Origin of the sequence: Tahibacter soli (assembly GCF_025717065.2) — a bacterium.
Classification (GTDB): Bacteria; Pseudomonadota; Gammaproteobacteria; order Xanthomonadales; family Rhodanobacteraceae; genus Tahibacter; species Tahibacter soli.
The window spans coordinates 39,469-61,077 of the sequence record NZ_JAOVZO020000014.1; the positions used below are offsets into that span (position 1 = coordinate 39,469).

Genomic DNA, 21,609 nt, shown 5'->3' on the forward strand with positions numbered 1-21,609 from the left:
GCGCTGCGGCGCAACGGTGGACGTTTGCGTTTTGCAACCTGTGGTCTATTGCATAACGCTGCGAACGGCTATTTCGACAGCAGCGAAGGCTGTGCGTCGTACCACTTCTCGGCGCCGATCAGCTTGAAGTCGCGCTTGCCATTGTCGATGTCGAGCGCGAGCCCGAGCTTGCCCCAGCCGAGGTAGAGATTGCCGTCGACGGCCTTGTCGGCATGACGCAGCCGCGCCTTGAGTTCGAAGCGGCGGTTCTGCGCGACGACGTCGTCGAAGATCATCCGGCCCGGCTTGATGTCGACGCGCGCCGCGAGCTGCGTCGTGCCGGCGTCGACGAGCTTGAGCACCCAGCCCGGGTAGTCACGGTGGCGCGAGAACAGCGCGAGCAGCACGCCGACGTTTGCGAGTTGCGCGTTCGCCGTCGCGTCGAGGTTGAACGGCCGCGCCCATTCGAGCCTGCCGCGCTTCACGCTGAAGTCGGCCCACCAGTTGACGGCGTTCGCGCGATCGCTATTGGTCACCGCGACGTTGCGCAGCTTGAGCGTCGTGCCGTCGAAGTCGAAGCGCTTTCCGCCGAGGTCGGCCTGCGCGAGCTTGCCGCCGAGGTCGACATCGCCTTCGAGTTCGATCTCGCCGAAACGCAGCTGCGCGCCGCGGGCGGCGACGCCGAGCGTGCCGCGGGCGATGCGGCCCTCGGCGTCGAGCGACACGTCGCCACCGAGCGTGCCGGTGCCGCGCAGGAGCTTCACCGCGTGCTGCGGCAGGTAGGCGTTGTACACGCCGATATCGGGAATCCGCGCGTCGCCGAATTTGAGCTGCGCTGTGAGCTTGTCGCGGAACTGCGCGAGCTTGCCGGTCGACGACAACGACAGAGCGAGATTCTTGCCGAGCCCGAACACCGCTTTGGCATCGTCGTCCGACGTGATGCGATATTCGTCGACGGCGATATCGAGCCGCGGCGCGAGCGTACCGTCGCTGCCGGCGCCGATGCGCCCGTCGGCGCGTGCGCGGCCGACGATGCGATGGCCCTGCACGACGGCGTCGAGCGCGACGTCGGGAATCTTCAGCGTCGTGCCCGGCGCGATCGCGCCGTTCTCGAGTTTCACCTCGGCGTCGATCGCGCCGGCGCCGTCGAGCGTGAGCCACGACACGCGCGTGAGCAGCGGACCGAGCCACGCGAGCGATTCGAAGCGCCAGCGCACGCCGACGCGTCCGCCGACGTGTTCGAGCAGCGTGTGCCACGCGCCGTCGAGCGGCATTTTTTTGTCGCAAGGTGCAATTGTGCGTCGATGCCGCCTTCGCCGTCGGGCGGCGGCGGCAGCTGCAACGACAGATCGATGCGTTCGCCGACCGTCGCGGCCAGCGTCGCGGTCGCCTGCGACGCCTTGCCGCCGGCGTCGGCCGTCAGCGGCACGGCGAGGTCGAACTTGCCGCCGCGCGCGAGCTCGCCGCGGGCGAGGTGCAGGTCGATCTTGAGATTGCCGTGCGCGGCATCGTCGACGGTGCCGTGCAGGTGCCGCGTCGAATCCATGACGAGCGCGAGACCTGGCGTGCGGCCGTGCGCGGCGACGCGCACGTCGGTCAGCGCGAGCTTGCGCCAGCCGGCCGCCTCGTCGCGCCGATGCCGCGCGATCGCGAGATCGACGTCGAGCGTGGCGCCGGTCAGCCAGTGCCGCTTGCCGTGGCGCACCGAGACGTCGCGCAGCGCGAACCGCGACGGCAGGATTTCCATCGCGCCGCCGCGCAGCACCTTGACGAACGAAAAGCGCGCGGAGCCGTCGCCGGTCAGTTCGGTGTCGCCGTAGCGCACGCGGCGCAGATGCGGCGTTTCGATGCCGCCGAAGCGCAGCGTCCAGCCGCCGGGACGGTGTTCCGGCGGCGCAAGGTCGGGCGCGTGCGTCAGCGTCGCGTCGACGTCGTCGGCGATCACCCACGGCACGTCGAGCGTGCGCGTCATGAGCGGCAGGATGCCGATGCGGCCGCTCGCGCGCGTCGCCGTCGCGTGCCATTCCACCTGCCGCACGTGACCGCGCGCGACGACCTTCCACATCATGATGTCGCCGGGCCACAGCGACAGTCCGTGCTGCCAGTGCAGCGAGAATTTCTCGGGCTTGCGATTGACGATCTGCGGTCCCAGCGGCGTATTCAGCAGCACGTTGATCGCGACGACGTACGCGGCCCAGACGAGCGCGAGCGCGACGACGAGCCGCCGCGCGAGCCGCGCCGCCGGGCCGCGCGCGCTCAAGGCTTGGGCGCGCCTTGCGCGGCGCCGGGCGCGTCGGCGAGGTAGTTCGCGAGCGCCTGCGCGCTCGGCACGCCGGCGAACTTGCGGCCGTTGACGTAGAACGACGGCGTCGCGTTGACGCCGATCGCGCGGCCGAGCGCGACCGAGGCGTCGATCGCGGCGAGCGCGCTCGCGTAGTCCTTCGATTCGGGATTGCCGACGCAGGCGTCCCAGCGCTTGAGATCGAGCTTTGCCGCGGCCACGAGTTCGCGGCTCTTGGGCAGCACGTTGTCCTTGTTGAACGTGCCCTGTTGGTTGTAGTACGCGTCGTTGAGCGCCCAGAACGCGTCGGCTTTCTGCTGCTGCGCGCACTGCGCCGCGAGCGCCGCGTTGCGCGCCCACGGATGAATCGAATCGAGCGGAAACGGCATGACGACGTAGCGCACGTCGGCGCCGCGCGCGGCGAGCAGTTCGTCGACGGCCTTCGATGCGCGCGCGCAGTACGGGCACTGGTAGTCGGAGAACTCGACGAGCGTGATCTTCGCCTTCGCGTTGCCGCGGTGCGCGACGCCGGCGGTGGCCTTGGCGAGCTGCGCGTGGCGTTCGGCGGCTTCCTTCGCCTGCGTCTGTTCGCGCTGCGCCTTGGCGGCATCGAGCGCGGCGACGTCGAGGATCTCGATCGGCTTGCCCTGCAACAGATACAGCGTGCCGCGCTCGGACAGCATGAATTGCTGCGTGCGGCCCTTGTCGAATTTCAGCGTGCCCGTGCGCAGGCCGTCGACGCCGGGCGGCGACAGCGATTCGACGCTCGGACCCGCGTTGGCCAGCTGCGGAAACTGGAACACGAGGTTCGCCACGATCTGCTGGTGCAGCGGCGGGGCGGGCGGCTCCGGCGGCGCCGGGGTTTGCGCGGCGGCCGGCAGTGCGGCGGCGGCGAGAAAAACGAAACGGCACGCGAACGCGAAACGCAACGACATGGGACGGCTCCGATGAACGCGGCGATCGGCGGCCGCGCGGTCGGAGTGTACAACGCGAAACCGGCGATGCCGCGGCTAGCGCTTCTTCGACAGCACGTACATGCCGCTCATGACGAGCGCGCAGCCGGCCGACTGCCACAGCGTGATCGGTTCGGCGAGCAGCCACGCGCCGAGCAGCAGCGTCGACACCGGCCCGACCATGCCCGCTTGCGACGCGCTAGGCGCGCCGATGCGCGCGACCGCCCACATCGTCAGCACGACCGGTGCGACGGTGCAGAACACCGCGTTGATCGCCGACAGGCCGTAGACCGGCGAGGGCAGGTCGACGAGGGCGCTCCACGGCCGCAGCACGGCGTACTGGAGCACGCACGCGACGGTCGACACGCACATCGCGTAGGCGACGAGCCGCGTCGGCCCGACGCGCGCGACGAGTTCGCCGGTGCCGATGAGGTACAGCGCGTACGACAGCGCCGAGCCGAACACGAGCGCCGTGCCGAGCGCCACCTTGTCGCCGGCGAACGACAGGTCGTGCGCGAACACGAGCACGATGCCGGCGTAGGCGATCGCCATGGCGAGCCATTGCCGGCCGGCGATGCGGCGCTTGAGCGCGAACGTGCTGATCAGCAGCACGAACGACGGCGTCAGGAACAGGATCAGCCGTTCGAGCCCGGCGGTGATGTACTGCAGGCCGAGAAAATCGAGAAAGCTCGACAGGTAGTAGCCGACGAGGCCGAGCCCGACGATCATCGCGCGGTCGCGCCAGGCGAGCGACGGCCGCTTCGCACACTGCCACGCGGCGATGGCCGCGAAGAACGGCGCGGCGAAGATCATGCGCAGCGTCAGCACCGTGACGGCGTCGACGTGGTAGCGGTACATCAGTTTGGCGACGATCGCCTTGGCCGAGAACAGCACGGCGCCGGCGCCGGCCAGTGCGAGGCCTCGGCGGTAGTCGGCAAGCGGGATCGAAGACGTGGCGGTCGGCGCGGCGACGGCGTCGCGGCCGGAGGGCGGTACGGACATGCGGCGAGTATAGGCGGCGTGCGCGGCGTGAAACCGTGCCGATAGTTTTCATCGAAGCATCGTCGAGCAACGCTCGCTGTTGCGGCGGCGCGCGACGTTGCATGCTATGCGACCGTGCGACTTTCCTGGAGCGACGATGAGCGGCGACGACAAGCGCGTGGCGTTCGATTTCGAAGTGGACTTCTCGAACGGCGGCGGCATCCAGGGGCAGGGTTTTCGCCTCGACATCGACGGCGACGACATCGACGATGCCGCGCTCGCCGCGTACATCGTGCGCGACCTGCGTCTGCTGATGGTCGGCGCCGTGCGCATTCTCAACAAGACGATCATCCGCGAACGGCACAAGCGCGCCGCGGCGAGCGCGGCGGGCGCGGTGTCGATGGACGCGCCCGTGATCGTCGACCTCGCGCACACGATCGAACACGGCATGATCACGTACCGCGGACTGCCGGCGCCGATCGTCTGCGATTTTCTGAGCCGCGAGGCGTCGCGCGCGCACTACGCGCCCGGCACTGAATTTCAGATCGGCCATATCGCGATGTGCTCGAACACCGGCACGTACGTGGACGTGCCTTTCCATCGCTATGCCGACGGCGAGGATCTGGCGGACGTGGACGTCGGAAGGCTGGCGAATTTGCCGGGCGTCGTCGTGCGCGTGACCGGCATGAGCGGTCGCGCGATCGATCGCGAGGCGTTCATGGCGAGCGACGTCGCCGGCAAGGCGGTACTCGTACACACGGGGTGGGCGGCCCACTGGCGCACCGACCGTTACTTCGAAGGGCATCCGCACCTCACCGCGGCGGCGGCGCAATACCTCGTCGACGCCGGCGCGAAGCTCGTCGGCATCGATTCGCTGAACATCGACGACACGTCGGGCGGCGAGCGGCCGGTGCACACGATCCTGCTCGGCGCGGGCATTCCGATCGTCGAGCATCTGCGCGGGCTCGAGCAGCTGCCGGAAAGCGGCTTCCGGTTCACGGCGGCGCCGCCGAAGGTGCGCGGGATGGGGACGTTTACGGTGCGGGCGTTCGCGGCGGTGTAACGGGTTCTTCGGCTTGCGCTCGTTCCGGGGGCTTCGCTTGAATGGAGCGAATTCGCCCTCTGACGGGGTGGGGCACGTTTTGCTTCGACTGGCCGAAGTCACGCTTCGCTCGTTATCTCAGCGCAGGCGGGGATCCAGCTTTTGACGTTGCTGTCGTCGTTGACGGTCGCTTCGTCGTTTTCGCTTGGCTTTCGACAAAGCGTTCCGCCCGCCTGCCGGCGGGCGTCTTACTTTCTTTGTGTGGACAAAGAAAGTAAGCAAAGAAAACCACCCCAGCTGCCACGCCCTCCGGGCATCCTGCCCTCCGGGACCGCAAGCGCCCGGCGGGGTCCGTCGATGGTCCATCCTGGACCGCGGCGGACGACGCACATCCGTGTGCGTCCCCTGCGGGCCTTATCGCCGGGCACTTGCTCGCGGCAGATGGGGCCCCGGGTGAAGCGGGCGGCTTCCTGCCGCCAGAGGCAACAGCAACAGCAACAGCAACGGCAACAGCAACAGCAACGGCAACGGCAACGGCAACAGCAACGGCAACGGCAACGGCAATGGCAATGGCCGGAGCGCGGCATTTCTACAAAACCGTCATACCGGCGGAGGCCGGTATCCAGCTTGTCGGTGTCCGCGAGAACCGGGCCTAGGAGCTGGATACCAGCCTGCGCTGGTATGACGAGCAGAGAAAAGGCGAAGGCAGAAGCAGAGATGAGCCAAGAAATCGCCGCGCTTCGTCTGTTGCCGTTGCCGTTGCCGTTGCCGTTGCTGTTGCTGTTGCTGTTGCTGTTGCTGTTGCTGTTGCATCTGGCGGCAGGAAGCCGCCCGCTCTCCCTGGGGCCCCGTCGGTCGCGGCGAGATCGTGGAGGATCAGCCCGCGCAGCGGGTGCGCGCAGGGATGCGCGCAGTTCGTTGACGGGCCATGGATGGCCCATCAACGAACCCCGGAGCGATCTCGCGGAGTCGGAGGGCATGGATGCCCGGAGACCGCGGCCGTCGGGGTGTCCTTGGGGATGCAAGGGGGAGTTGGACAAGCAACTCCCCTTGCTCGCTCGCGGCAGCGAGCGAAACGCCTTGTTCAAAGCCATGCAAAAACTACAAAGCAACAAGAAAAACTGGGCCCTGGGGTTCGCCAGGATGACGAGCGGATTCGCGGCAGCGAGCGAAACGCTTTGTTCAACGCCGAGCAGAAGATACAAAGCGACAACAACATCAAAAGCTGGATCCCAGCGTTCGCTGGGATGACGAGCGGATTCACGGCAGCGAGCGGAACGCTTTGTCCAAGCCAGGCAAAAACTACAAAGCGATCAAACTTCACCGATCTCGCGCGCCCCCGCGATCGCCCGCGACGTCGCAAGACCGATCAGGCGCGACACCACGAGCGCGATGTACATCACGCCGGCGAACTGCTCGAGCATCACCAGCGCGCGCGCCTGCGGCCGGATCGGCATCACGTCCGACAGCCCCACGCCCGAGAGCACGCTGAAGCTCAGGTACAGCAGTTCGAGCCAGGTTCGCGGCGCCTCGGCGTTGACGGCCGCCGTGAAGCTGCCCGGGTACCAGTGCTGGCACGCCGAGTACGCGAACGCGAACGCCCATGCGAGCAGCGTGAACGTCGCACCGGCCGCGTAGATTTCGTCGAGGCTCACGCGGTGGTCGCGCAGCATGTAGGCGATGAGGCCGGCGGCCGTGTACAGATACAACGCGCCTTCGAACAACTGCGCGTACGGCATCGCGCCGCCGTAGGGCGTCAGTCCCGCGACCAGCAGCAACACGACGGCCGGCAGCGCGAGCGTCCACGCGATCCAGTTCAGCGCCGGGCTGCGGTTGACGACGCGTAGCGCGAGCGCCAGCACGGCGATGCCGAACACGCCGAACAGCGCGCGGCCGGCGTCGGTGTTTTCCATGAACGGGTACAGCGCCACGCCGGCCAGCTGCACCGCGAGCAGCGAGGCGGACGGGTTGCGGCGCAGGCCGGCGAGCATCTTGAGGGGCAGTCGGTTCGTCATGGGCGCGAAGTAGAGCAGATCGCCGCCGTTCGCGCACGAACGCCGAAGATGCGGCGCCGTCTGCGCGCCGGCGTGTACGGATCCAAAAAGAGCGAATGGTGCAACCTGTAAAAATCGACAGTGCGGCGCGGCGCGCGCGCCTGACAGTTCTGGCAGGGAAGCGCGAGCGCGCGGCGACGGTACTTTGCCGGCGAGCCGCCGTCGTCTCGACCCTTCATCCAACAGGAACGCAAACCATGATCATCAATTCGATTGCCGACGGACAGGTCGAAGCCAACGACCTCGTCGTGTTCAACCCGCGCGAAATTCTCTACACGATCAAGGGTTCGTCCGGTTCGCTGACCGGCACCGTCGCGCCGCAGTCGTACGCGGTCGTCAACGCCGCGGCGACCGGCCGGCCGCCTTACCAGGTGACGCTTGGCTACGTGAACCAGTCGTACCAGGCGAAGCCCGTGACGGTCGATCGCGACGACGCGATGGTGACGTTCTGGATGTGCTTCCCGGCCGGTCCGAACGGTCCGACCTCGCTCGTCTACGCGAACCAGGAGTGAGCGTCGCGGAGCCGGCCGGTCGCGCCGGCTCCGACGCCCTATGAACGCGATCCTCGCCGATTCCGACGCCGCCCTTGCGCGGGCCGCGCAACTCGCCCGCGCAGGCGCATTGGCCGATGCGGCGGCCGTTCTCGCCGATGCGGTCGCCGCGCAGCCGGCGTCGGTGCCGGCGATCGTGAGTCTCGCCGCATTGCACCAGGCGCTCGGCGCGCCGCATGCGGCATTCGACGTGCTCGTGCGCGCGCTCGCGCACATGCCCGAGCGCGCCGAACTGCACTACGCGATGGCCGGCGTGCTGCGCGACGTCGGCGATGCCGGGCAGGCGGTCGCCGCGTGCGACGAAGCGCTGCGCCTGCAGCCGGGCTGGGCCGACGCGTACAACCGGCTCGGCCAGTTGCACGAATCCGCCGGCCGTCCGCTTGCGGCGTTGCTCAACTATGACGCCGCGGCTGCCGCGGCGCCCGCGTGGCACGCGCCGCGGCACAACCAGGCGACGATGTTCGCGCGGCTCGGCCGGCGCGAAAACGCCGAAACGGCGTTGCGCGCATCGCTGGCGCTCGCGCCCGATTTCGCGCCGTCGCACAACGATCTGGCGAGTCTGCTGCTGACCGACGGCCGCTACGACGAAGCGTGGCCGCACTACGAATGGCGCTTCGGTGGCGCCGCGCCGCCGAAGTTTCCCGGCAGCACGGCACCGGTGTGGAACGGCGAACCGCTCGACGGCGCCGTCGTGATGGTGTGGATCGAGCAGGGGCTCGGCGATCACCTGCAGTTCGCGCGCTGCGTGCGCGCGATCGGCGAACGCGGCGGTCGCTGCTGGCTGCAGGTGCCGGCGCCGCTGTTTGCCTTGTACGCTTCGCTCGCCGGCGTCGAGCGCCTCGTGCGCCACGACGAGACGGTAGAAGGCTACGATTGGCAAATTCCACTCTTGAGTCTCGCGCGGATCGCCGGTGCGCCGCACGGCGACGCGATCGCGCCGGTGCCTTATCTGCGCGCGCCGCCGCTCGTCGACGCGCAGCGCGAAGCGCTCGCGGCGCACGACGACGGGACGTTCAAGGTCGGCTTCGTCCGGGCGAGCCTGCGCAGCCATCCGGCCGCCGCGCGGCGCGACTGTCCGCTCGACGCGCTGCTGCCGCTGGCGAACGTGCCCGGCGTGCGCCTGTACTCGCTGCAGTTTGGCGAGGAAAGCGGTGCGCTCGCCGGCACGAACGCGGTCGATCTCGGCCCGGTGCTCGGCGATTTCGCGCAGACCGCGGCGCTGGTCGAAGCGATGGATCTCATCATCACGGTCGATACCGCGATGGCACATCTCGCCGGCGCGCTCGGCAGGCCGACGTGGCTGCTCGTCGGCGAACCGGCCGACTGGCGCTGGCAGCGCGAGCGCGACGACTCGCCGTGGTATCCGTCGATGCGCCTGTTCCGCCAGCGGGAACCGGGCGAGTGGGGCGATGCGATCGCGCGCGTCGCGGCGGCGCTGCAAGCCCTGGTCGTCGACTAGACGACCGGTCTAATTGCGACTAGAGTACCGCGCCATGCATACCCCCGCCGCCACCGACGTCCGCCAGCACATCCTCGACGTCGCCCATCCGCTGATGCTGCGCAAAGGTTTCACGGCGGTCGGTCTCGCCGAAGTGCTCGCGGCGGCGAAGGTGCCGAAGGGCTCGTTCTATCACTACTTCGGTTCGAAGGAAGCGTTCGGCGAGGCGATGCTCGAAGCCTATTTCGCCGACAACCACGCGCGCACCGACGCGCTGCTCGACGGCCCCGGCACGGCCGCGCAGCGCCTGCTCGCCTACTTTCGCGACTGGCTCGATTCGCAGACGGGCGACGCGGCGCAGAGCCGTTGCCTCGCGGTGAAGCTCGGCGCCGAAGTCTGCGACCTCTCCGAAAGCATGCGCGCCGCGCTCAAGCGCGGTACCGACGGCGTCGTCGAGCGCCTCGCGCGCTGCATCGACGCGGGCAGCGCCGACGGTTCGGTGCCGGCCGCGCCGGATGCGCGTACCACCGCCGTCGCGCTGTACCAGAGCTGGCTCGGCGCGAGCCTGCTGGCCAAGATCGCCCGCGACCGTACACCGCTCGACACGGCCATGGCCGGCACGCGGCAGTTGCTGGGCCTTACTCAGCACGATTCCTGATATTTCAAGCCTGTACCGCACTGTTTTCTTGCGCTCGTGAACTAGACGACCGGTCTAATTTATTCCTCTCCACTGTGCCATTCGCAGGAGTTGAACCCATGCCGCAAAGCGATACCGTCAATCGCCGCATCGTGCTCGCCGCCCGCCCGCAGGGCGTGCCGACGCCGCAGCATTTCCATCTCGATGAAGCCGCCGTGCCCGAGCCGGACGACGGGCAGGTGCTGCTGCGCACGCTGTACCTGTCGCTCGATCCGTACATGCGCCAGTTGATGAACGAGATCGGGCCGACCTACGCGCCGTCGGTGGCGATCGGCGCGGCGATGCCGGGCGGCGCGGTCAGTCGTGTCGCGAAATCCAGAAATCCACGGTTTCAGGCCGGCGACGTCGTGCTCGGCAATGCCGGCTGGCAGGACTACGCGCTGTCGAACGGCGACGACCTCGTGGCGCTCGGCGATCTCGCGCAGCCGTCGCTCGCACTCGGCGGCCTCGGCATGCCGGCGTTCACGGCGTACGTGGGCCTCGGCGATATCGGCCGGCCGCAGCCGGGCGAAACCGTCGTCGTCGCCGCGGCGACGGGCGCGGTCGGCGCGGTGGTCGGACAGATCGCCAAACTGAAGGGCGCGCGCGTCGTCGGCATCGCCGGCGGCGCCGCCAAATGCCGCTACGCCGTCGACGAACTCGGCTTCGATGCGTGCACCGACCGGCACGATCCCGCGTTCGCCGAACGGCTCGCCGCCGCGTGCCCGGACGGCATCGACGTGTACTTCGAAAACGTCGGCGGCGCGGTGTTCGACGCGGTGCTGCCGCTTCTTTCCATCGGCGCGCGCGTGCCGGTGTGCGGCGTGATCGCGCACTACAACGACGATGCCACGTCGACCGGCCCGAACCGGCTGCCGCTCCTGACCACGATGATGGTGCAGAAGCGCATCCGCATGCAGGGCTTCGTGATCCTCGACCACTACGCCGATCGCTACGACGATTTCCGCCGCGAGATGGGCGGGTGGGTCGCGAGCGGCCGCGTGAAGCTGCGCGAGGACGTCGTCGACGGTCTGGAAAACGCGCCGGCGGCGTTCGCCGGCCTGCTCGAAGGCCGCAACTTCGGCAAGCTCGTGGTGCGCGTCGCCGATTGAGGCGCGGCTGCCGGCGAGTCAGTCGAGCGTCGCGCGGTCTTCGAGTTCGCGGATGCGCTCGTCGAGCAGCCGCCAGCGCGGGTGCCGGCGGCGCTCGCGCACGTCGCGCGCGTACGCGAGAAACGCGTCGTCGCGATAGCGGATCGGTGCGAGCGCGCGCTGCGGATACAAAGTCCGCAGCGCGTCGCGCAACGCGGCTTCGTCGTCGATCGCGGCGTCGAAGTCGAGCGTGACCGCGCGCACCGACGCGAGCGTGCGCGCGGCGCGCAGCAGGCCGCCGAGCAGGCGTTCGGTGTCGTCGCCGCGCGCCGGTGCTGCTTGCGCCGGATAGTGCCAGCCGGCGCGCTCGAACGACCACGCGACGTCGGCGAGCGGCCGGCGGATATGCAGCACGTGCAGGTTCTTGTCGTGCAGCCAGTCGGCCGTGGCGAACGGCTGCACGACGTCCTTGTACGCGACGCCGGCCGGCTGCACCACGTCGTCGAGAAAGCGCTGCACGCGCGTGAATTCGACCGAACGCTCGGGCGGCGTGAACTTGCGGCTGCCATCTTCGCCGTGCGTCAGCACGAGGCGGTCGCCGTTCAAGATCTCGCCGGCGCTCGTCCACGCCGGCATGCGCAGGTTCAGCGCGGCGGCGGCGTGCTCGTAGACGACGGTGGACAGCGAACGGGGCAGTGCGATGATGAACAGCGACGGCGTCGAGTGCATGCGTGCCCCCTGTGGCTCGGCGGCGGAGTATACACGGGGATTTTCCGGCGTTGTGCGATTCGCGCGATGCGCGGCATCTGCCGCGTCGTCGGCAAGCGCGACTTCCTCTCCCCCGACGCCGTCGGGGGAGAGGAATGCGGTGAGGGGGCGACACCGAAACTCGCCATGGACATCAAAGCGGCATGGCGCTCGCATAGCGATCGTCTCGGAAAAGTGGCGGGCTTTCCCGCCGACTCACGACTAAGCAATCCGAGCGCGAATCCCGCGCCTCGCCGGTCCGGCGATTGGACCGCCGTGCCTTTCCCTTACCGTGAGGACACCGTCATGAACCTGCATACCCTCGTTTCGTCCGCCGCCCTGCTGCTGCTCGGCGTCGCGGCTTCGCCGCTCGCCGTCGCGCAGCCCGTCGTCGTCGGCATCGACACCGGCGGCGTCGTCGTGCCGACCGGGCCCGCCGACGCGCTGTTCATCTCCAAACAGATCGTGATCACGCGCCCGGCCACGCTCGTCATCCATTACTTCTCCGAATGCCAGGTCGAGCGCGGACACGTCGAATTCGACATCGTCGTGAACCAGGGCATTCTCAACGTCACGTCGCGCACCACCGCGCCGACGAACGACATCATGAGCGCGCTGTGTTCGAACGACGGCGATACGACCGAGAGCAATCTGCGCGCCAAGAGCGTCGGCACCGTCGTCGCGTGCACCGTCACGACGCCGGGCGACTACACGGTTCGCGTGCGCGGCCACGTCGAAGGGCCGGGCACGATCGGCCCGGGCTTCGTCGACGACCAGTCGCTCGTCATCGCGCAGCACACGTACTCGGTCGACGTGCTGCCGTGCGTCAACGAGTTGCCGGGTACGTAAGCCGATCTGCCGCGCTCCTCCGATGCCGCCGGAGGAGCGCGCCTCAACGGCCGCGCGTCAGCGGCACTTCGAGCCAGCTGTCGCCGTGCCAGTCGATGTTCAGCGGCTCGCCGCCGTCGGCGCCGGTCTCGTCGCTCACGTCCTTGCCGCTGCCCATATTGATCTGCATCATCGCGATCTTGTTGACCTGCACCAGCGCGACGAGCCGGCTGCCCGGCGCGAAGCGGCGGCTCGTCAATCGGCCGCTCGTGAAGTCGATCGCCTGCTTTTCGCCGGGCGCGAGCAGCGCGCGCCGCGTGAGATCGTCCGCGTAGCTCGCGCGCGTGATGTACCGCGACAACTGGAAATATTCGCCGCTCGCGCTGCGCTCGTACAGGCGCACGGTCACGTCGAAGTCGCGCTTGTTCGTCGTGAACGCCAGATGCCCGGCGAACAGCCCCGACAGTTCGACCGGCTGCGCGAACGGCTCGCTCTCGAACACGAGACCGTTCGCGGCGTCGATCGCGGTATCGGTCACGCCGCCGCGGCCGGCCGGTTCGCGGTCGATGTCGCCGCGGTCGGCGAGATCGACGCGCAAGGTCGCGGGCTTTGCGTCGGCCGCGGGGGCTTTCGCGGCGAGTTTCAGGGTGCCGTCGTCCGCCGTCGACAGATGCAGCCGCAGGCGCTCCTTGCTCATCGCCGCGAGCGACGGCGCGTGGCGCCACGTGTTCGCGCCCATCACCTGGTAGTTGATGCGGTCCTTGAGGATCGAAGGCTTCGGGCCGCCGCGGAACACGTGGTCGAACCATTGATAACGCAGCGCGCCGATGTCGAGCTGCGCGACGGCGTCGGTCTTGTAGCCCCACAGATCCTTGAGCGGTTCGCCCAGGCGCGACACCGTGCCGCGCTGGCCGCGAATGTGATCGTACGGGCCGATCACGAGGTAGTGCCGCGCATCGGGCTTGTAGCGATAGTGCTGCGTGAGGTAGTACAGCGCGCCGATCTGCGCGTCGTCGTAGTAGCCCGTCGTCGTCAGCACCGGAATGTCGATGCGCGCGAAGTCGTCGCGATACGGAATCATCGACTGCCAGTACGCATCGTAGTCGGGATGATCGAGCCAGCGCGCGAACGTCGGGTTCGGCGTGCCGTCGATCTTTTCAAGGTCGCGGTACGCGCGGCCGCTCGTGTACCACTGCGCCGCCATGCGGTTCCAGCGTGCGCGGTCGGTGTACGGCGCGTTGTCGAGCGTGCGGTTGTTCGTCACGTAGAACGGCCAGTAGTATACGAAGCTAAAAAACACGCCGCCTTCCTTCGGCACGTCGATGCCCGGCGCGGCGGTCACCGACGGCATCAGCGCCTTGAGCGCCTTCGGCATGCGCTTGGCCGCGGCCCACTGCGTGAAGCCTTCGTAGCTGCCGCCGTACATGCCCACGCGCCCGTCGCTCCAGGGCTGCACGGCGATCCAGTCGATCACCGCGGCGGCGTCGCGGCCGTCGTGCTCGTACGGCACGGCCTGCGCGGTGCTGCAGCCCTTGCCGCGCGTCATGCCTTCGACCGCGGCGTAGCCGTTCGATGCGGTGCGCCGCGCTTCGGTGAACATGTTGCCATCGGTGTAGATCGTGAAGTTCAGCAGCGCGGGCAGCCGTGCCTTCGCGCCGCGCGGGCGCACGACGAGCGCGCACAGCGGCGTGCCGTCCGACGAGGCGATCGCGACGTCGCGCTCGATCACGTAGCGCCGCGCGTCGTCTTCCGCGACGAGCGGAACGCTCGCGGGGCCGATGCGCGCGTAGACGCGCTCGATCTGGTACGCCTTGACGAGCGCGAGCGCGTCGGCGAGTTCGAGTTTGGGTTTTTCTTTCGCCGCGGCCACGGCGCCGTCGAGCGACTGCCGCAGGAACGAACGGTCGAGGTCGAGCGCGCGCGCGACGAGCGCCGAGGTCCTGTCGTCGAGCTTCGCGAACGTCGCGCGGAACGCCGCGGCGTGGGCGACGTCGAAGGCGGTCGCGGCGTTCGGCGCCTGCATCGCGCGGGCATAGATCGCGTACTGCACGTTGGTCGCCAGGCTCTGCGGCGGCGCGCGGCGCGCGGTCAGCGCGTGCAGTTTCGCGAGGCTCGCTTCGGCGGCGGCGTAGTCGCCGGCGACGAGCTGCAGGCGAAAGCGCGCATCGAGGTCGGTTTCGCGGTCGGGGCCGGCATAGGTCTTGAGCACGTCGCGCGCGAGCGCCGGCAGTGCGCGATCGATCGCGGCATCGTCGGCGAGCGCGCCGGGCGCGAGGTCGAACGTCGCGGCGTGCGCGGGGGCGATGAACAGCAACAACAGACAGGCGAATCGAACGAACGTCGGCATGGGGGTTCCGGCAGGCGATGACGGTACGACGGATGCACGAGACGGCGTGCGGGTCGCAACGATAGGTGTTTTGCCGCGCGCCGTCGCGCTTGCTATCGTCGTCGGCCCGCCGCAATCGCCCCAGAACGTTGGACTACCGCGAACTGCTCGAATCGATCGTCGCCGACGTGCGCGCGCTGACCGCGCAGGGCGCCGTCGCCGACTACATTCCCGCGCTCGCGAACGTGCCGCGCGAGCGCTGCGGTATCGCGGTCGCGACGGTCGGCGGCGCGGTGTTCAGCGCCGGCGACGCCGACGTGCCGTTCTCGATCCAGAGCATTTCCAAGCTGTTCGCGCTCGCCCTCGCGTTGCAGCGCGAGGGCGACGACCTGTGGCGCCGCGTCGGCCGCGAGCCGTCGGGCACGCCGTTCAATTCGCTCGTGCTGCTCGAACGCGAACGCGGCATTCCGCGCAATCCGTTCGTCAACGCCGGCGCGCTCGTGATCGCCGACGTGCTGTGCCGGCGCTACCTGCAGCCCGAGCGCGCGGTGCTCGAATTCGTGCATCGGCTGCTCGGATCGACGCACGTCGCGATCGACGCCGCCGTCGCGCGTTCGGAACGCCTGCACAGCGACCGCAACGCGGCGATCGCGCATTTCATGAAGAGCTTCGGCAACCTCGACGGCGACGTCGCCCAGCTGCTCGACGCGTACTGCGCGCAGTGCGCGATCGCGATGAGCTGCCGCGATCTCGCGCGCGCGGCGCTGTTTCTCGCGGCCGACGGCGTGCAGTCGCCGGGCATTGCCGTGCTCGACGCGCCCGCCGCGCGCCGCGTCAACGCGGTGATGCTCACGTGCGGCGCGTACGACGCCTCGGGCGACTACGCCTGGCGTATCGGCCTGCCGACGAAGACCGGCGTCGGCGGCGGCATCGTCGCGATCGCGCCGGGGCGCCTCGCGATCTGCGCATGGTCGCCGGCGCTCGACGCGGCCGGCAACTCGATCGCGGCCGCAGCGGCGGTCGAGCGTTTCGCCGCGGCAACCGGGTTGTCGATCTTCGGGGCCTATTGAGCGGTGCTTTCAAACCCGTTCGCGAAAATCGTATCGCCGAACTCGAACGCGCCGAGATCCGGCGCCGCGCCCGCGTAGCCGTCGTTGATGCCGGGCAGCACCGCGCCGCGGTCGATCGCCGCGCTGCCGGCCGCGAGTCGGAAATCGCCGGCGGCCGGCGCGACGAGCTGCGGCGGCGCCTGCACGCCGTCGGTCTCGAGCCCCGGCAGCGCCTGCAGCGCCGCGAGATTCGCGTAGCTGACGTTCATCCAGCGCGCGAAACGCGTGGGGTCGGTCGTATACAAGAGATCGTAGTTCATGTCCGTGGCGATCGGATTGACCTTGGCGACGACGTAGCGCGTGCCGGCGACGATGTTGTTGCGCGTGCGCAGCAGCGTTGCGTTGCCCGGATTGAGCAGGTTCAGCGCGTCGGTCGCCGGTGCGGTCGTCACCAGCGTGTTGTGATAGATCAGCAGCGGCCCGACCGCTTCGGGATAGCCGCTGTTGATCTTGAGCGCGCTCGCGGTGTAGCCGTCGGTCTGGCTCGTGCGCGTATTGCCGGTGTTCCAGGCGACGTTGCGCACGATCCACGTCGGGCCCGGCGCGGCCGGCGCGACCGCGAACGCCATGTGCGAATCGCGGATCGTGTTGTCGAAGATGCGCACGTTCGCGCACCAGCCCTCGGGCTCGAACGCGTCGTCGTTGTGGCGGCGCAGGTCGTTGCGATAGACGTCGACTTCGGTCGTGAACGCGCCCGGCGGCGCGCTGCCGCCGCACGGCGCGATGCCGTTGAAGCCGCCGTCGGTCGTATTGCGCCGGATCACGTGGCCGCGGCCGACGTCGTCGGTGAACACGACGGCCGAGTTCTCGGCCGAGCTGCCTTTCGTCGAATCCCACGGCCAGCCGGCGATCGACGTATCGGTGAACGCGTTGTCCTCGATCCGGTGCCGGTCGCCGCCCTTGACCCACACGCCGGCCGCGCCGATGTCGCGGATGCGGTTGCCGCGCACGATCGCGTCGCTCGCGTAGCGCAGGTACACCGCCTTGCCGTAGTCGCCGGCGCCGAAATAGCGGATCTCGAAGTTTTCGATGCGCACGAACGCGCGGCCGTCGACGACGAAGCCGTTCTCGAAGCGCGCCGCGTGGATCGTGTGCGCGGCCGGCGCCTGGTTGTCGAAGAACTTCACGTGCAGCTGCCGCGTGGCGCCGTCGAACCAGTAGCCGCCCGGCGCGCCGGCCGCGAGCGCACCGAGCGCCGCGAGCGAGCCGTAGCGGTACAGGCGGCCCTGTTCGCCGACGACGTGGCCCGTGTCGAACGCGAGCGTCGTGCGCCACACGCCGTTCGCGAGCGCGGTCCACGCGGTATCGGCCGGCAGCGTCGCCGAGCCGTCGAGCACGACGCCGTTGCCGTCGCCGCGGAACACGATCGGCTGCGATGCCGTGCCGGAGCGCGGCACGGTCACGCTTTCGCGGTACACGCCCGGTGCGACGCGCACGACGTCGCCGGGCTGCGCGAGATCGGCGGCGCGCTGGATCGTCTGCACGGCGGTGCCGGGCGTCAGGCCGTTCGCGCCGTCGCTGCCGGCCGGCGACACGTACAGCGTGCGCAGCGACGGCTCGACGAGCGTGTCGATGCGCGTCGTCGCGGTCAGCGTGCGCACGGCGTTGCCGGTCACGCCGTCGGGATCGGTCAGCGTCGCGCGGATTTCGTACGCGGTGTTCGGCGCGAGCGCGAACAGGCTGCCGACGAGATGCGTCGCGTCGACGCGCACGAGCGGATGCGCGGTGCGGAACGCCGGGTCGCCGACGCGGCGCATCTCGAGCGCGATCGTCGCGTCGCGGTCGGCGTCGCCGGCGATCGTCGCGGTTGCGCCCGCGGTCTCGAAGTTCGCGTACGCGTCGAGCGACGTCCACGACGCCGCGTTCTGGGCAAGGCAGGCGCCGCTTGCGCACAGCGCGGCGGCGAAAAGTACGGTTCGCATGGTTCCCCCGATCGAGCGCCGCGAGCTTATCGCGTTGAACGAACCTGAAATGCGACACGGTGCAGACGTTGACAGCGCCGCGTCGTTGCGCTGCTATCGGTGCGAACGGAGCGTTCGACGATGCAGATGCAGGGAAAGCCACTCGGCGACATTGTGCACGCGATCGACGCGGCCCTGCCGCGCGCCGGCGACGCGAGCGGACTGCGCCGCGACCCGCTGGCATGGCTCGCGCGCGCGCGGCGGCGCCACGGCGACGCGTTCGTGATCGGCGAGGGCGCGCCGCTGTTGTCGCGCGCGCCGGACTGCGCCGGCGTCGTCGCGGTATTCGGCGCCGACCGCCATCGCGCGGTGCTGACCGACATCGACAACTACGCGCTGCCGATCTCCGCCGCGCAACTGCTCGATCTGCCGGCGCCGCTGCAGAACCTCAACGCGGGGCTGCACAGCATGCGCGGCGAGGCACACGGACGCGACAAGCGCATCGTCGGCGCCGCGCTCGCCGACGCCGGTGCGCGCGGCGACGTCGAGACGCTCGTCGCCGCGCAGTGCGCGCGCTGGCGCCGCCGCTCGGCGGTGCGTCTGCTCGACGCGATGCGCGCGCTGACGCTGACGCTCGCGTCGCGCGTGCTGTTCGGCGACGCGGCGTTCGCCACGTCGACGCTGATGGAATATTTCCACTTGCGCCGCGCGGCGACGCTCGGCAACCAGGGCGGCGACGCCGACGTGCGCGCGGCGCTGATCCGCCGCGGACTCGCCGCCGACGCCGCGCTGCGCGCATGGCGTCGCGCGGCGCACGGCGACGGCGCGCTCGCGCGTCTCGCGCAGAACGACGCGCTGTCGGACGACGCGTTCGTCGCGCACGCGAACGTCGCGTTCATCTCGTGCTACGAGCCGGTCGCGGTCGCGCTGACGTGGCTCGTGCTGCTCTTGAGCCAGCGCCCCGACGTGCGCGCGGCGCTGCGTGCGGCGCCGCCTGACGACGGATCGCGGCACGGCCTCGTCGAGCGCGTCGTCGACGAAGCGCTGCGCGTGCTGACGCCGAACGCGCTGATGGTGCGCGTGACCGCGGCGCCGGTCGTGCTCGCGGGCGCCGCGCTGCCGCGCGGCAGCGAGATCGTGCTGTGCCCGTTCCTGGCGCATCGCGATCCGCGCACGTTCGCGCAGCCGCGGCGTTTCTCGCCGTCGCGCTGGCTCGGCACGCGGCCGTCGCCGTTCGACTATTTTCCGTTCGGCGCGGGCGGCCACGCGTGCGTCGGCCGCGCGCTCGCGCTCAGGCTCGTCGGCGACGCGGTCGCCGCGCTCGCGCGCTGCGCCGACATCGTGCTCGCAGGCGACCAGGCCGTCGACTGGCGCGTGCACATCATGCTGCTGCCGACGCACGATCCGGTCGTGCGGTTCCGCGGCGTGCGCCGTGCGGCGGAGGGCGGCGCGATTTTCGGCGGATTATTGCGTTTGGTGGATTTTAAAGAACAATAACTATTGACAATCGGGTTATTTATCGTTTGAATTTCGCGCAGCGCGAGACGGTCTGGAGTACGGGTTTTGCTTTTGCCGTTGGAGCCCCCTTGAGTCAAGGGGGCCGCCGAATGCCTGCGTAGCAGGTATTCGGCGGGGGTTGTGGGGATACGCGGCCTCCACAGAAATTCGAACTCGACGCCTGTTCAGACCTATCCGGAAATCTGTTTGTCGCTTTCGGGCCGAAGGCTCATGCGCACGACGGAGGGCAGATCATGGCAGTAACGGGCAAGGGCGCCGCGAAGAAGACGGCGAGCAAGAAAGCGTCGGTCAGCGTGGCCGGCGCCATTCCGAAACTGAAGCTGACGATGCCGCTCGACGCGAAGAAAATCGCGGCGATCCAGAAATGCATCGCGAAAGGTTCTTTGACGATCACGCTGAGCAAGGTCGATCTGATCGGCGGCAGGCTCGGCGATCCCTGGCTGTACGATTGAGCCGACGTGGCGCGCGGCAGGGCCGCGCGCCACGCGTTTCGTGCGCGGGACGGGAGTCGACGTGAGACGATTCGAATCGGATCCGGCGCGCACGCGCCTCGGGCTCGCGTACGGGCCGAGCGCGCTCGCGTACCTCGACGACAACCCCGACGGCATCGACTATCTCGAGATTCCGTTCGAGCAGCTGCGTCACGCGCCGGCGCTCGCGGCGATCCGGCAACGCATTCCGCTCGTGCTGCACTGCGCGAGCCTGTCGGTCGCGGGCAACGTGCCGCCGTCGGCGGCGACGTTCGACGCGGTCGCGTCCGTCGCGCGGCAGACCGCGACGCCATGGATCGGCGAACACCTCGCGTTCATCGCGGCCGAAGACGCCGACGATCCCGCGGCCGAGCCCACGACGCTGAGCTACACCGTGTGCCCGCAACTGAGCGAGGAGTCGATCGAGCGTGTGGCGGCGAACCTCGCGACGGCGCGCGCGCGGCTCGGCGACGTCGAACTGATCGTAGAAAATTCGCCGCAATATTTCGACGTGCCGGGCAGCACGATGGGCATGACCGACTTCGTCGGCAAGGTGGCGCAGCGCTGCGATGTCGGCCTGCTGCTCGATCTGACGCACTACCTCATCACCTGCATCAACACCGGCGTCGAGCCGCGCGCGGAACTCGAGCGCTGGCCACTCGAACGCGTCGTCGAGGTGCACGTGTCGGGGCTGTCGTCGCAGTCGGGCGTCGCCTGGGACGACCATGCGATGCCGGCGCCGCCGCTCGTGTTCGAACTGCTCGACACCGTGCTGCGCCGCGTTCGGCCGCGCGCGCTGACGGTCGAATACAACTGGTCGCCCACGTTTCCGCAGGCGATCCTCGCGCAGCACCTGTCGCGCCTGCGCGGCGCGCTGGATGCCGCATGAACGCCGCGCGCGTGCACGCCGTGCTCGTCGCCGGCGTCGACGATCCGCGCCGCATCGCGCAGTGGCGCGACGAACCGGCCGCGCTCGAACGCCTCGGCGTCGCGCCCGATGCGCTCGATCTCGACACCTTGCACAAGTTCGCCGGCCTCGCGGTCAAGGTGCGCCACAACAACCTGCGGGCCGAATTCGCGCTGAGCTTCCGATTGATGAGCGCCGCGGCGATCGAGATCGATCTGTTCGCGGCGTACGCGATGCAGCGCGCGGCATCGGGCGTGCCGTACGCGGCGAGCGTGCCGCAGCGCGCGGCCGATCTCGTCGACTTCGCGCTGACGTGGCTCGACGCGGCGCAACCGGCGCAGGCGCTGCTGCGCGACATGCTGCGCCACGAGCATGCGCTCGCGCGGCTGGGACCGTGGCACGTGCCGGCACCGGCGGCGGGCGCCGCGCGCGCGCCGCGCATCGCCGGCACGGCGATCGTCGAGGAATTCGACTGCGATCCGCGCGACGTCGCGGCGATCGCGTACCGGCCCGCGCCGGATTTCGCGGCCGTCGAACGCGGCGCGCGCCGCCTGTGTTTCTGGCGCAACGACGGCGGCGAGATCGCGATCGTCGAGCTCGACGCGTTCGGCCAGTACCTCGTCGCGAGCCTCGACGGCGAACGCTCGATCGCGCAGCTCGCGCGCCGGCTCGGCGGCGGCCGGGCGACCATCGGCGCCGTCCGGCGCGCGCTCGCCGCGTTCGCGTCGATCGGACTCGTCGAGCTGCCCGCATGATG

The 21,609-nt window shown here is 69.5% G+C and carries 18 protein-coding genes; 11 read left to right on the top strand and 7 right to left on the bottom strand.

The features are described 5' to 3' along the window. Positions 1–68 precede the first annotated feature (68 nt). The 3 genes from OD750_RS08745 to OD750_RS08755 all read right to left on the bottom strand — a co-directional run bounded on the left by OD750_RS08745 (position 69) and on the right by OD750_RS08755 (position 4,215). Complete coding sequence (locus tag OD750_RS08745; protein ID WP_263545032.1) at positions 69–1,253, bottom strand: translocation/assembly module TamB domain-containing protein; 1,185 nt, start codon at positions 1,251–1,253, stop codon at positions 69–71. A gap of 982 nt (positions 1,254–2,235) precedes the next feature. Continuing rightward, the gene (locus OD750_RS08750) at positions 2,236–3,195 is read right to left on the bottom strand and encodes a thioredoxin domain-containing protein (protein ID WP_263545031.1); all 960 of its coding nucleotides are present in this window, start codon (positions 3,193–3,195) and stop codon (positions 2,236–2,238) included. Positions 3,196–3,270: 75 nt separating this feature from the next. Then, entirely contained in the window at positions 3,271–4,215 is a 945-nt protein-coding gene (locus OD750_RS08755; protein WP_263545030.1) for a DMT family transporter, read from the bottom strand. Positions 4,216–4,351: 136 nt separating this feature from the next. Between OD750_RS08755 and OD750_RS08760 the strand changes: the two genes are divergently transcribed. Then, on the top strand, positions 4,352–5,257 hold the full coding sequence (locus tag OD750_RS08760) for a cyclase family protein (RefSeq protein ID WP_263545029.1): 906 nt from the start codon (positions 4,352–4,354) through the stop codon (positions 5,255–5,257). Positions 5,258–6,549: 1,292 nt separating this feature from the next. Here the strand turns inward: OD750_RS08760 and OD750_RS08765 are convergent. Next, on the bottom strand, positions 6,550–7,251 hold the full coding sequence (locus OD750_RS08765; protein WP_263545028.1) for an ion channel: 702 nt from the start codon (positions 7,249–7,251) through the stop codon (positions 6,550–6,552). Between the two features lie 236 nt (positions 7,252–7,487). Here OD750_RS08765 and OD750_RS08770 point away from each other — a divergent pair, with 236 nt between their 5' ends. From OD750_RS08770 to OD750_RS08785, 4 genes are all read left to right on the top strand, one after another. Next, positions 7,488–7,802: a hypothetical protein gene (locus OD750_RS08770; protein ID WP_263545027.1), complete on the top strand. Its 315-nt coding sequence runs from the start codon at positions 7,488–7,490 to the stop codon at positions 7,800–7,802. A 40-nt stretch (positions 7,803–7,842) separates the two neighbouring features. Continuing rightward, positions 7,843–9,300, top strand: a complete 1,458-nt coding sequence (locus tag OD750_RS08775; protein WP_263545026.1) for a tetratricopeptide repeat-containing glycosyltransferase family protein — start codon at positions 7,843–7,845, stop codon at positions 9,298–9,300. A gap of 34 nt (positions 9,301–9,334) precedes the next feature. Beyond that, positions 9,335–9,937, top strand: coding sequence for a TetR/AcrR family transcriptional regulator (locus OD750_RS08780; RefSeq protein WP_263545025.1), 603 nt, complete (start codon positions 9,335–9,337; stop codon positions 9,935–9,937). A 98-nt stretch (positions 9,938–10,035) separates the two neighbouring features. Next, a complete protein-coding gene (locus tag OD750_RS08785) occupies positions 10,036–11,067 on the top strand; it encodes an NADP-dependent oxidoreductase (RefSeq protein WP_263545024.1) in 1,032 nt (343 codons plus the stop codon). An 18-nt stretch (positions 11,068–11,085) separates the two neighbouring features. Here the strand turns inward: OD750_RS08785 and OD750_RS08790 are convergent, their stop codons facing one another. Continuing rightward, complete coding sequence (locus OD750_RS08790; RefSeq protein ID WP_263545023.1) at positions 11,086–11,775, bottom strand: hypothetical protein; 690 nt, start codon at positions 11,773–11,775, stop codon at positions 11,086–11,088. A gap of 324 nt (positions 11,776–12,099) precedes the next feature. Here OD750_RS08790 and OD750_RS08795 point away from each other — a divergent pair, with 324 nt between their 5' ends. Continuing rightward, a complete protein-coding gene (locus OD750_RS08795; RefSeq protein WP_263545022.1) occupies positions 12,100–12,642 on the top strand; it encodes a hypothetical protein in 543 nt (180 codons plus the stop codon). A 43-nt stretch (positions 12,643–12,685) separates the two neighbouring features. Here the strand turns inward: OD750_RS08795 and OD750_RS08800 are convergent, their stop codons facing one another. After that, positions 12,686–14,968 (bottom strand): CocE/NonD family hydrolase, encoded by a 2,283-nt coding sequence (locus OD750_RS08800; RefSeq protein WP_263545021.1) that lies wholly within the window; start codon positions 14,966–14,968, stop codon positions 12,686–12,688. A gap of 128 nt (positions 14,969–15,096) precedes the next feature. Here OD750_RS08800 and OD750_RS08805 point away from each other — a divergent pair, with 128 nt between their 5' ends. After that, positions 15,097–16,017: a glutaminase gene (locus tag OD750_RS08805; RefSeq protein WP_263545020.1), complete on the top strand. Its 921-nt coding sequence runs from the start codon at positions 15,097–15,099 to the stop codon at positions 16,015–16,017. Here OD750_RS08805 and OD750_RS08810 read toward each other — a convergent pair. Continuing rightward, positions 16,011–17,978: a right-handed parallel beta-helix repeat-containing protein gene (locus OD750_RS08810; RefSeq protein ID WP_263545019.1), complete on the bottom strand. Its 1,968-nt coding sequence runs from the start codon at positions 17,976–17,978 to the stop codon at positions 16,011–16,013. The genes OD750_RS08805 and OD750_RS08810 overlap by 7 nt on opposite strands. A gap of 120 nt (positions 17,979–18,098) precedes the next feature. Here OD750_RS08810 and apyO point away from each other — a divergent pair, with 120 nt between their 5' ends. The 4 genes from apyO to apyI all read left to right on the top strand — a co-directional run bounded on the left by apyO (position 18,099) and on the right by apyI (position 21,607). Further along, complete coding sequence (gene apyO, locus OD750_RS08815; RefSeq protein WP_263545018.1) at positions 18,099–19,454, top strand: RiPP biosynthesis cytochrome P450 ApyO; 1,356 nt, start codon at positions 18,099–18,101, stop codon at positions 19,452–19,454. A 254-nt stretch (positions 19,455–19,708) separates the two neighbouring features. Continuing rightward, on the top strand, positions 19,709–19,927 hold the full coding sequence (gene apyA, locus OD750_RS08820) for an aminopyruvatide family RiPP (protein WP_263545017.1): 219 nt from the start codon (positions 19,709–19,711) through the stop codon (positions 19,925–19,927). Between the two features lie 61 nt (positions 19,928–19,988). Next, positions 19,989–20,834, top strand: coding sequence for a multinuclear non-heme iron-dependent oxidative enzyme ApyH (gene apyH, locus OD750_RS08825; protein WP_263545016.1), 846 nt, complete (start codon positions 19,989–19,991; stop codon positions 20,832–20,834). Next, complete coding sequence (apyI, locus tag OD750_RS08830; protein ID WP_263545015.1) at positions 20,831–21,607, top strand: RiPP maturation protein ApyI; 777 nt, start codon at positions 20,831–20,833, stop codon at positions 21,605–21,607. The genes apyH and apyI overlap by 4 nt, the downstream gene beginning before the upstream one ends. Positions 21,608–21,609: the final 2 nt, after the last annotated feature.

Coding starts and splice junctions, on each gene's coding strand:
- OD750_RS08745 (WP_263545032.1), bottom strand. CDS start 1,253: ATGCCGCTCGACGGCGCGTGGCACACGCTGCTCGAACACGTCGGCGGA.
- apyO (WP_263545018.1), top strand. CDS start 18,099: ATGCAGATGCAGGGAAAGCCACTCGGCGACATTGTGCACGCGATCGAC.
- OD750_RS08785 (WP_263545024.1), top strand. CDS start 10,036: ATGCCGCAAAGCGATACCGTCAATCGCCGCATCGTGCTCGCCGCCCGC.
- OD750_RS08800 (WP_263545021.1), bottom strand. CDS start 14,968: ATGCCGACGTTCGTTCGATTCGCCTGTCTGTTGTTGCTGTTCATCGCC.
- OD750_RS08775 (WP_263545026.1), top strand. CDS start 7,843: ATGAACGCGATCCTCGCCGATTCCGACGCCGCCCTTGCGCGGGCCGCG.
- apyA (WP_263545017.1), top strand. CDS start 19,709: ATGGCAGTAACGGGCAAGGGCGCCGCGAAGAAGACGGCGAGCAAGAAA.
- OD750_RS08755 (WP_263545030.1), bottom strand. CDS start 4,215: ATGTCCGTACCGCCCTCCGGCCGCGACGCCGTCGCCGCGCCGACCGCC.
- OD750_RS08790 (WP_263545023.1), bottom strand. CDS start 11,775: ATGCACTCGACGCCGTCGCTGTTCATCATCGCACTGCCCCGTTCGCTG.
- OD750_RS08765 (WP_263545028.1), bottom strand. CDS start 7,251: ATGACGAACCGACTGCCCCTCAAGATGCTCGCCGGCCTGCGCCGCAAC.
- OD750_RS08780 (WP_263545025.1), top strand. CDS start 9,335: ATGCATACCCCCGCCGCCACCGACGTCCGCCAGCACATCCTCGACGTC.
- OD750_RS08750 (WP_263545031.1), bottom strand. CDS start 3,195: ATGTCGTTGCGTTTCGCGTTCGCGTGCCGTTTCGTTTTTCTCGCCGCC.
- OD750_RS08770 (WP_263545027.1), top strand. CDS start 7,488: ATGATCATCAATTCGATTGCCGACGGACAGGTCGAAGCCAACGACCTC.
- OD750_RS08795 (WP_263545022.1), top strand. CDS start 12,100: ATGAACCTGCATACCCTCGTTTCGTCCGCCGCCCTGCTGCTGCTCGGC.
- OD750_RS08760 (WP_263545029.1), top strand. CDS start 4,352: ATGAGCGGCGACGACAAGCGCGTGGCGTTCGATTTCGAAGTGGACTTC.
- apyI (WP_263545015.1), top strand. CDS start 20,831: ATGAACGCCGCGCGCGTGCACGCCGTGCTCGTCGCCGGCGTCGACGAT.
- OD750_RS08810 (WP_263545019.1), bottom strand. CDS start 17,978: ATGCGAACCGTACTTTTCGCCGCCGCGCTGTGCGCAAGCGGCGCCTGC.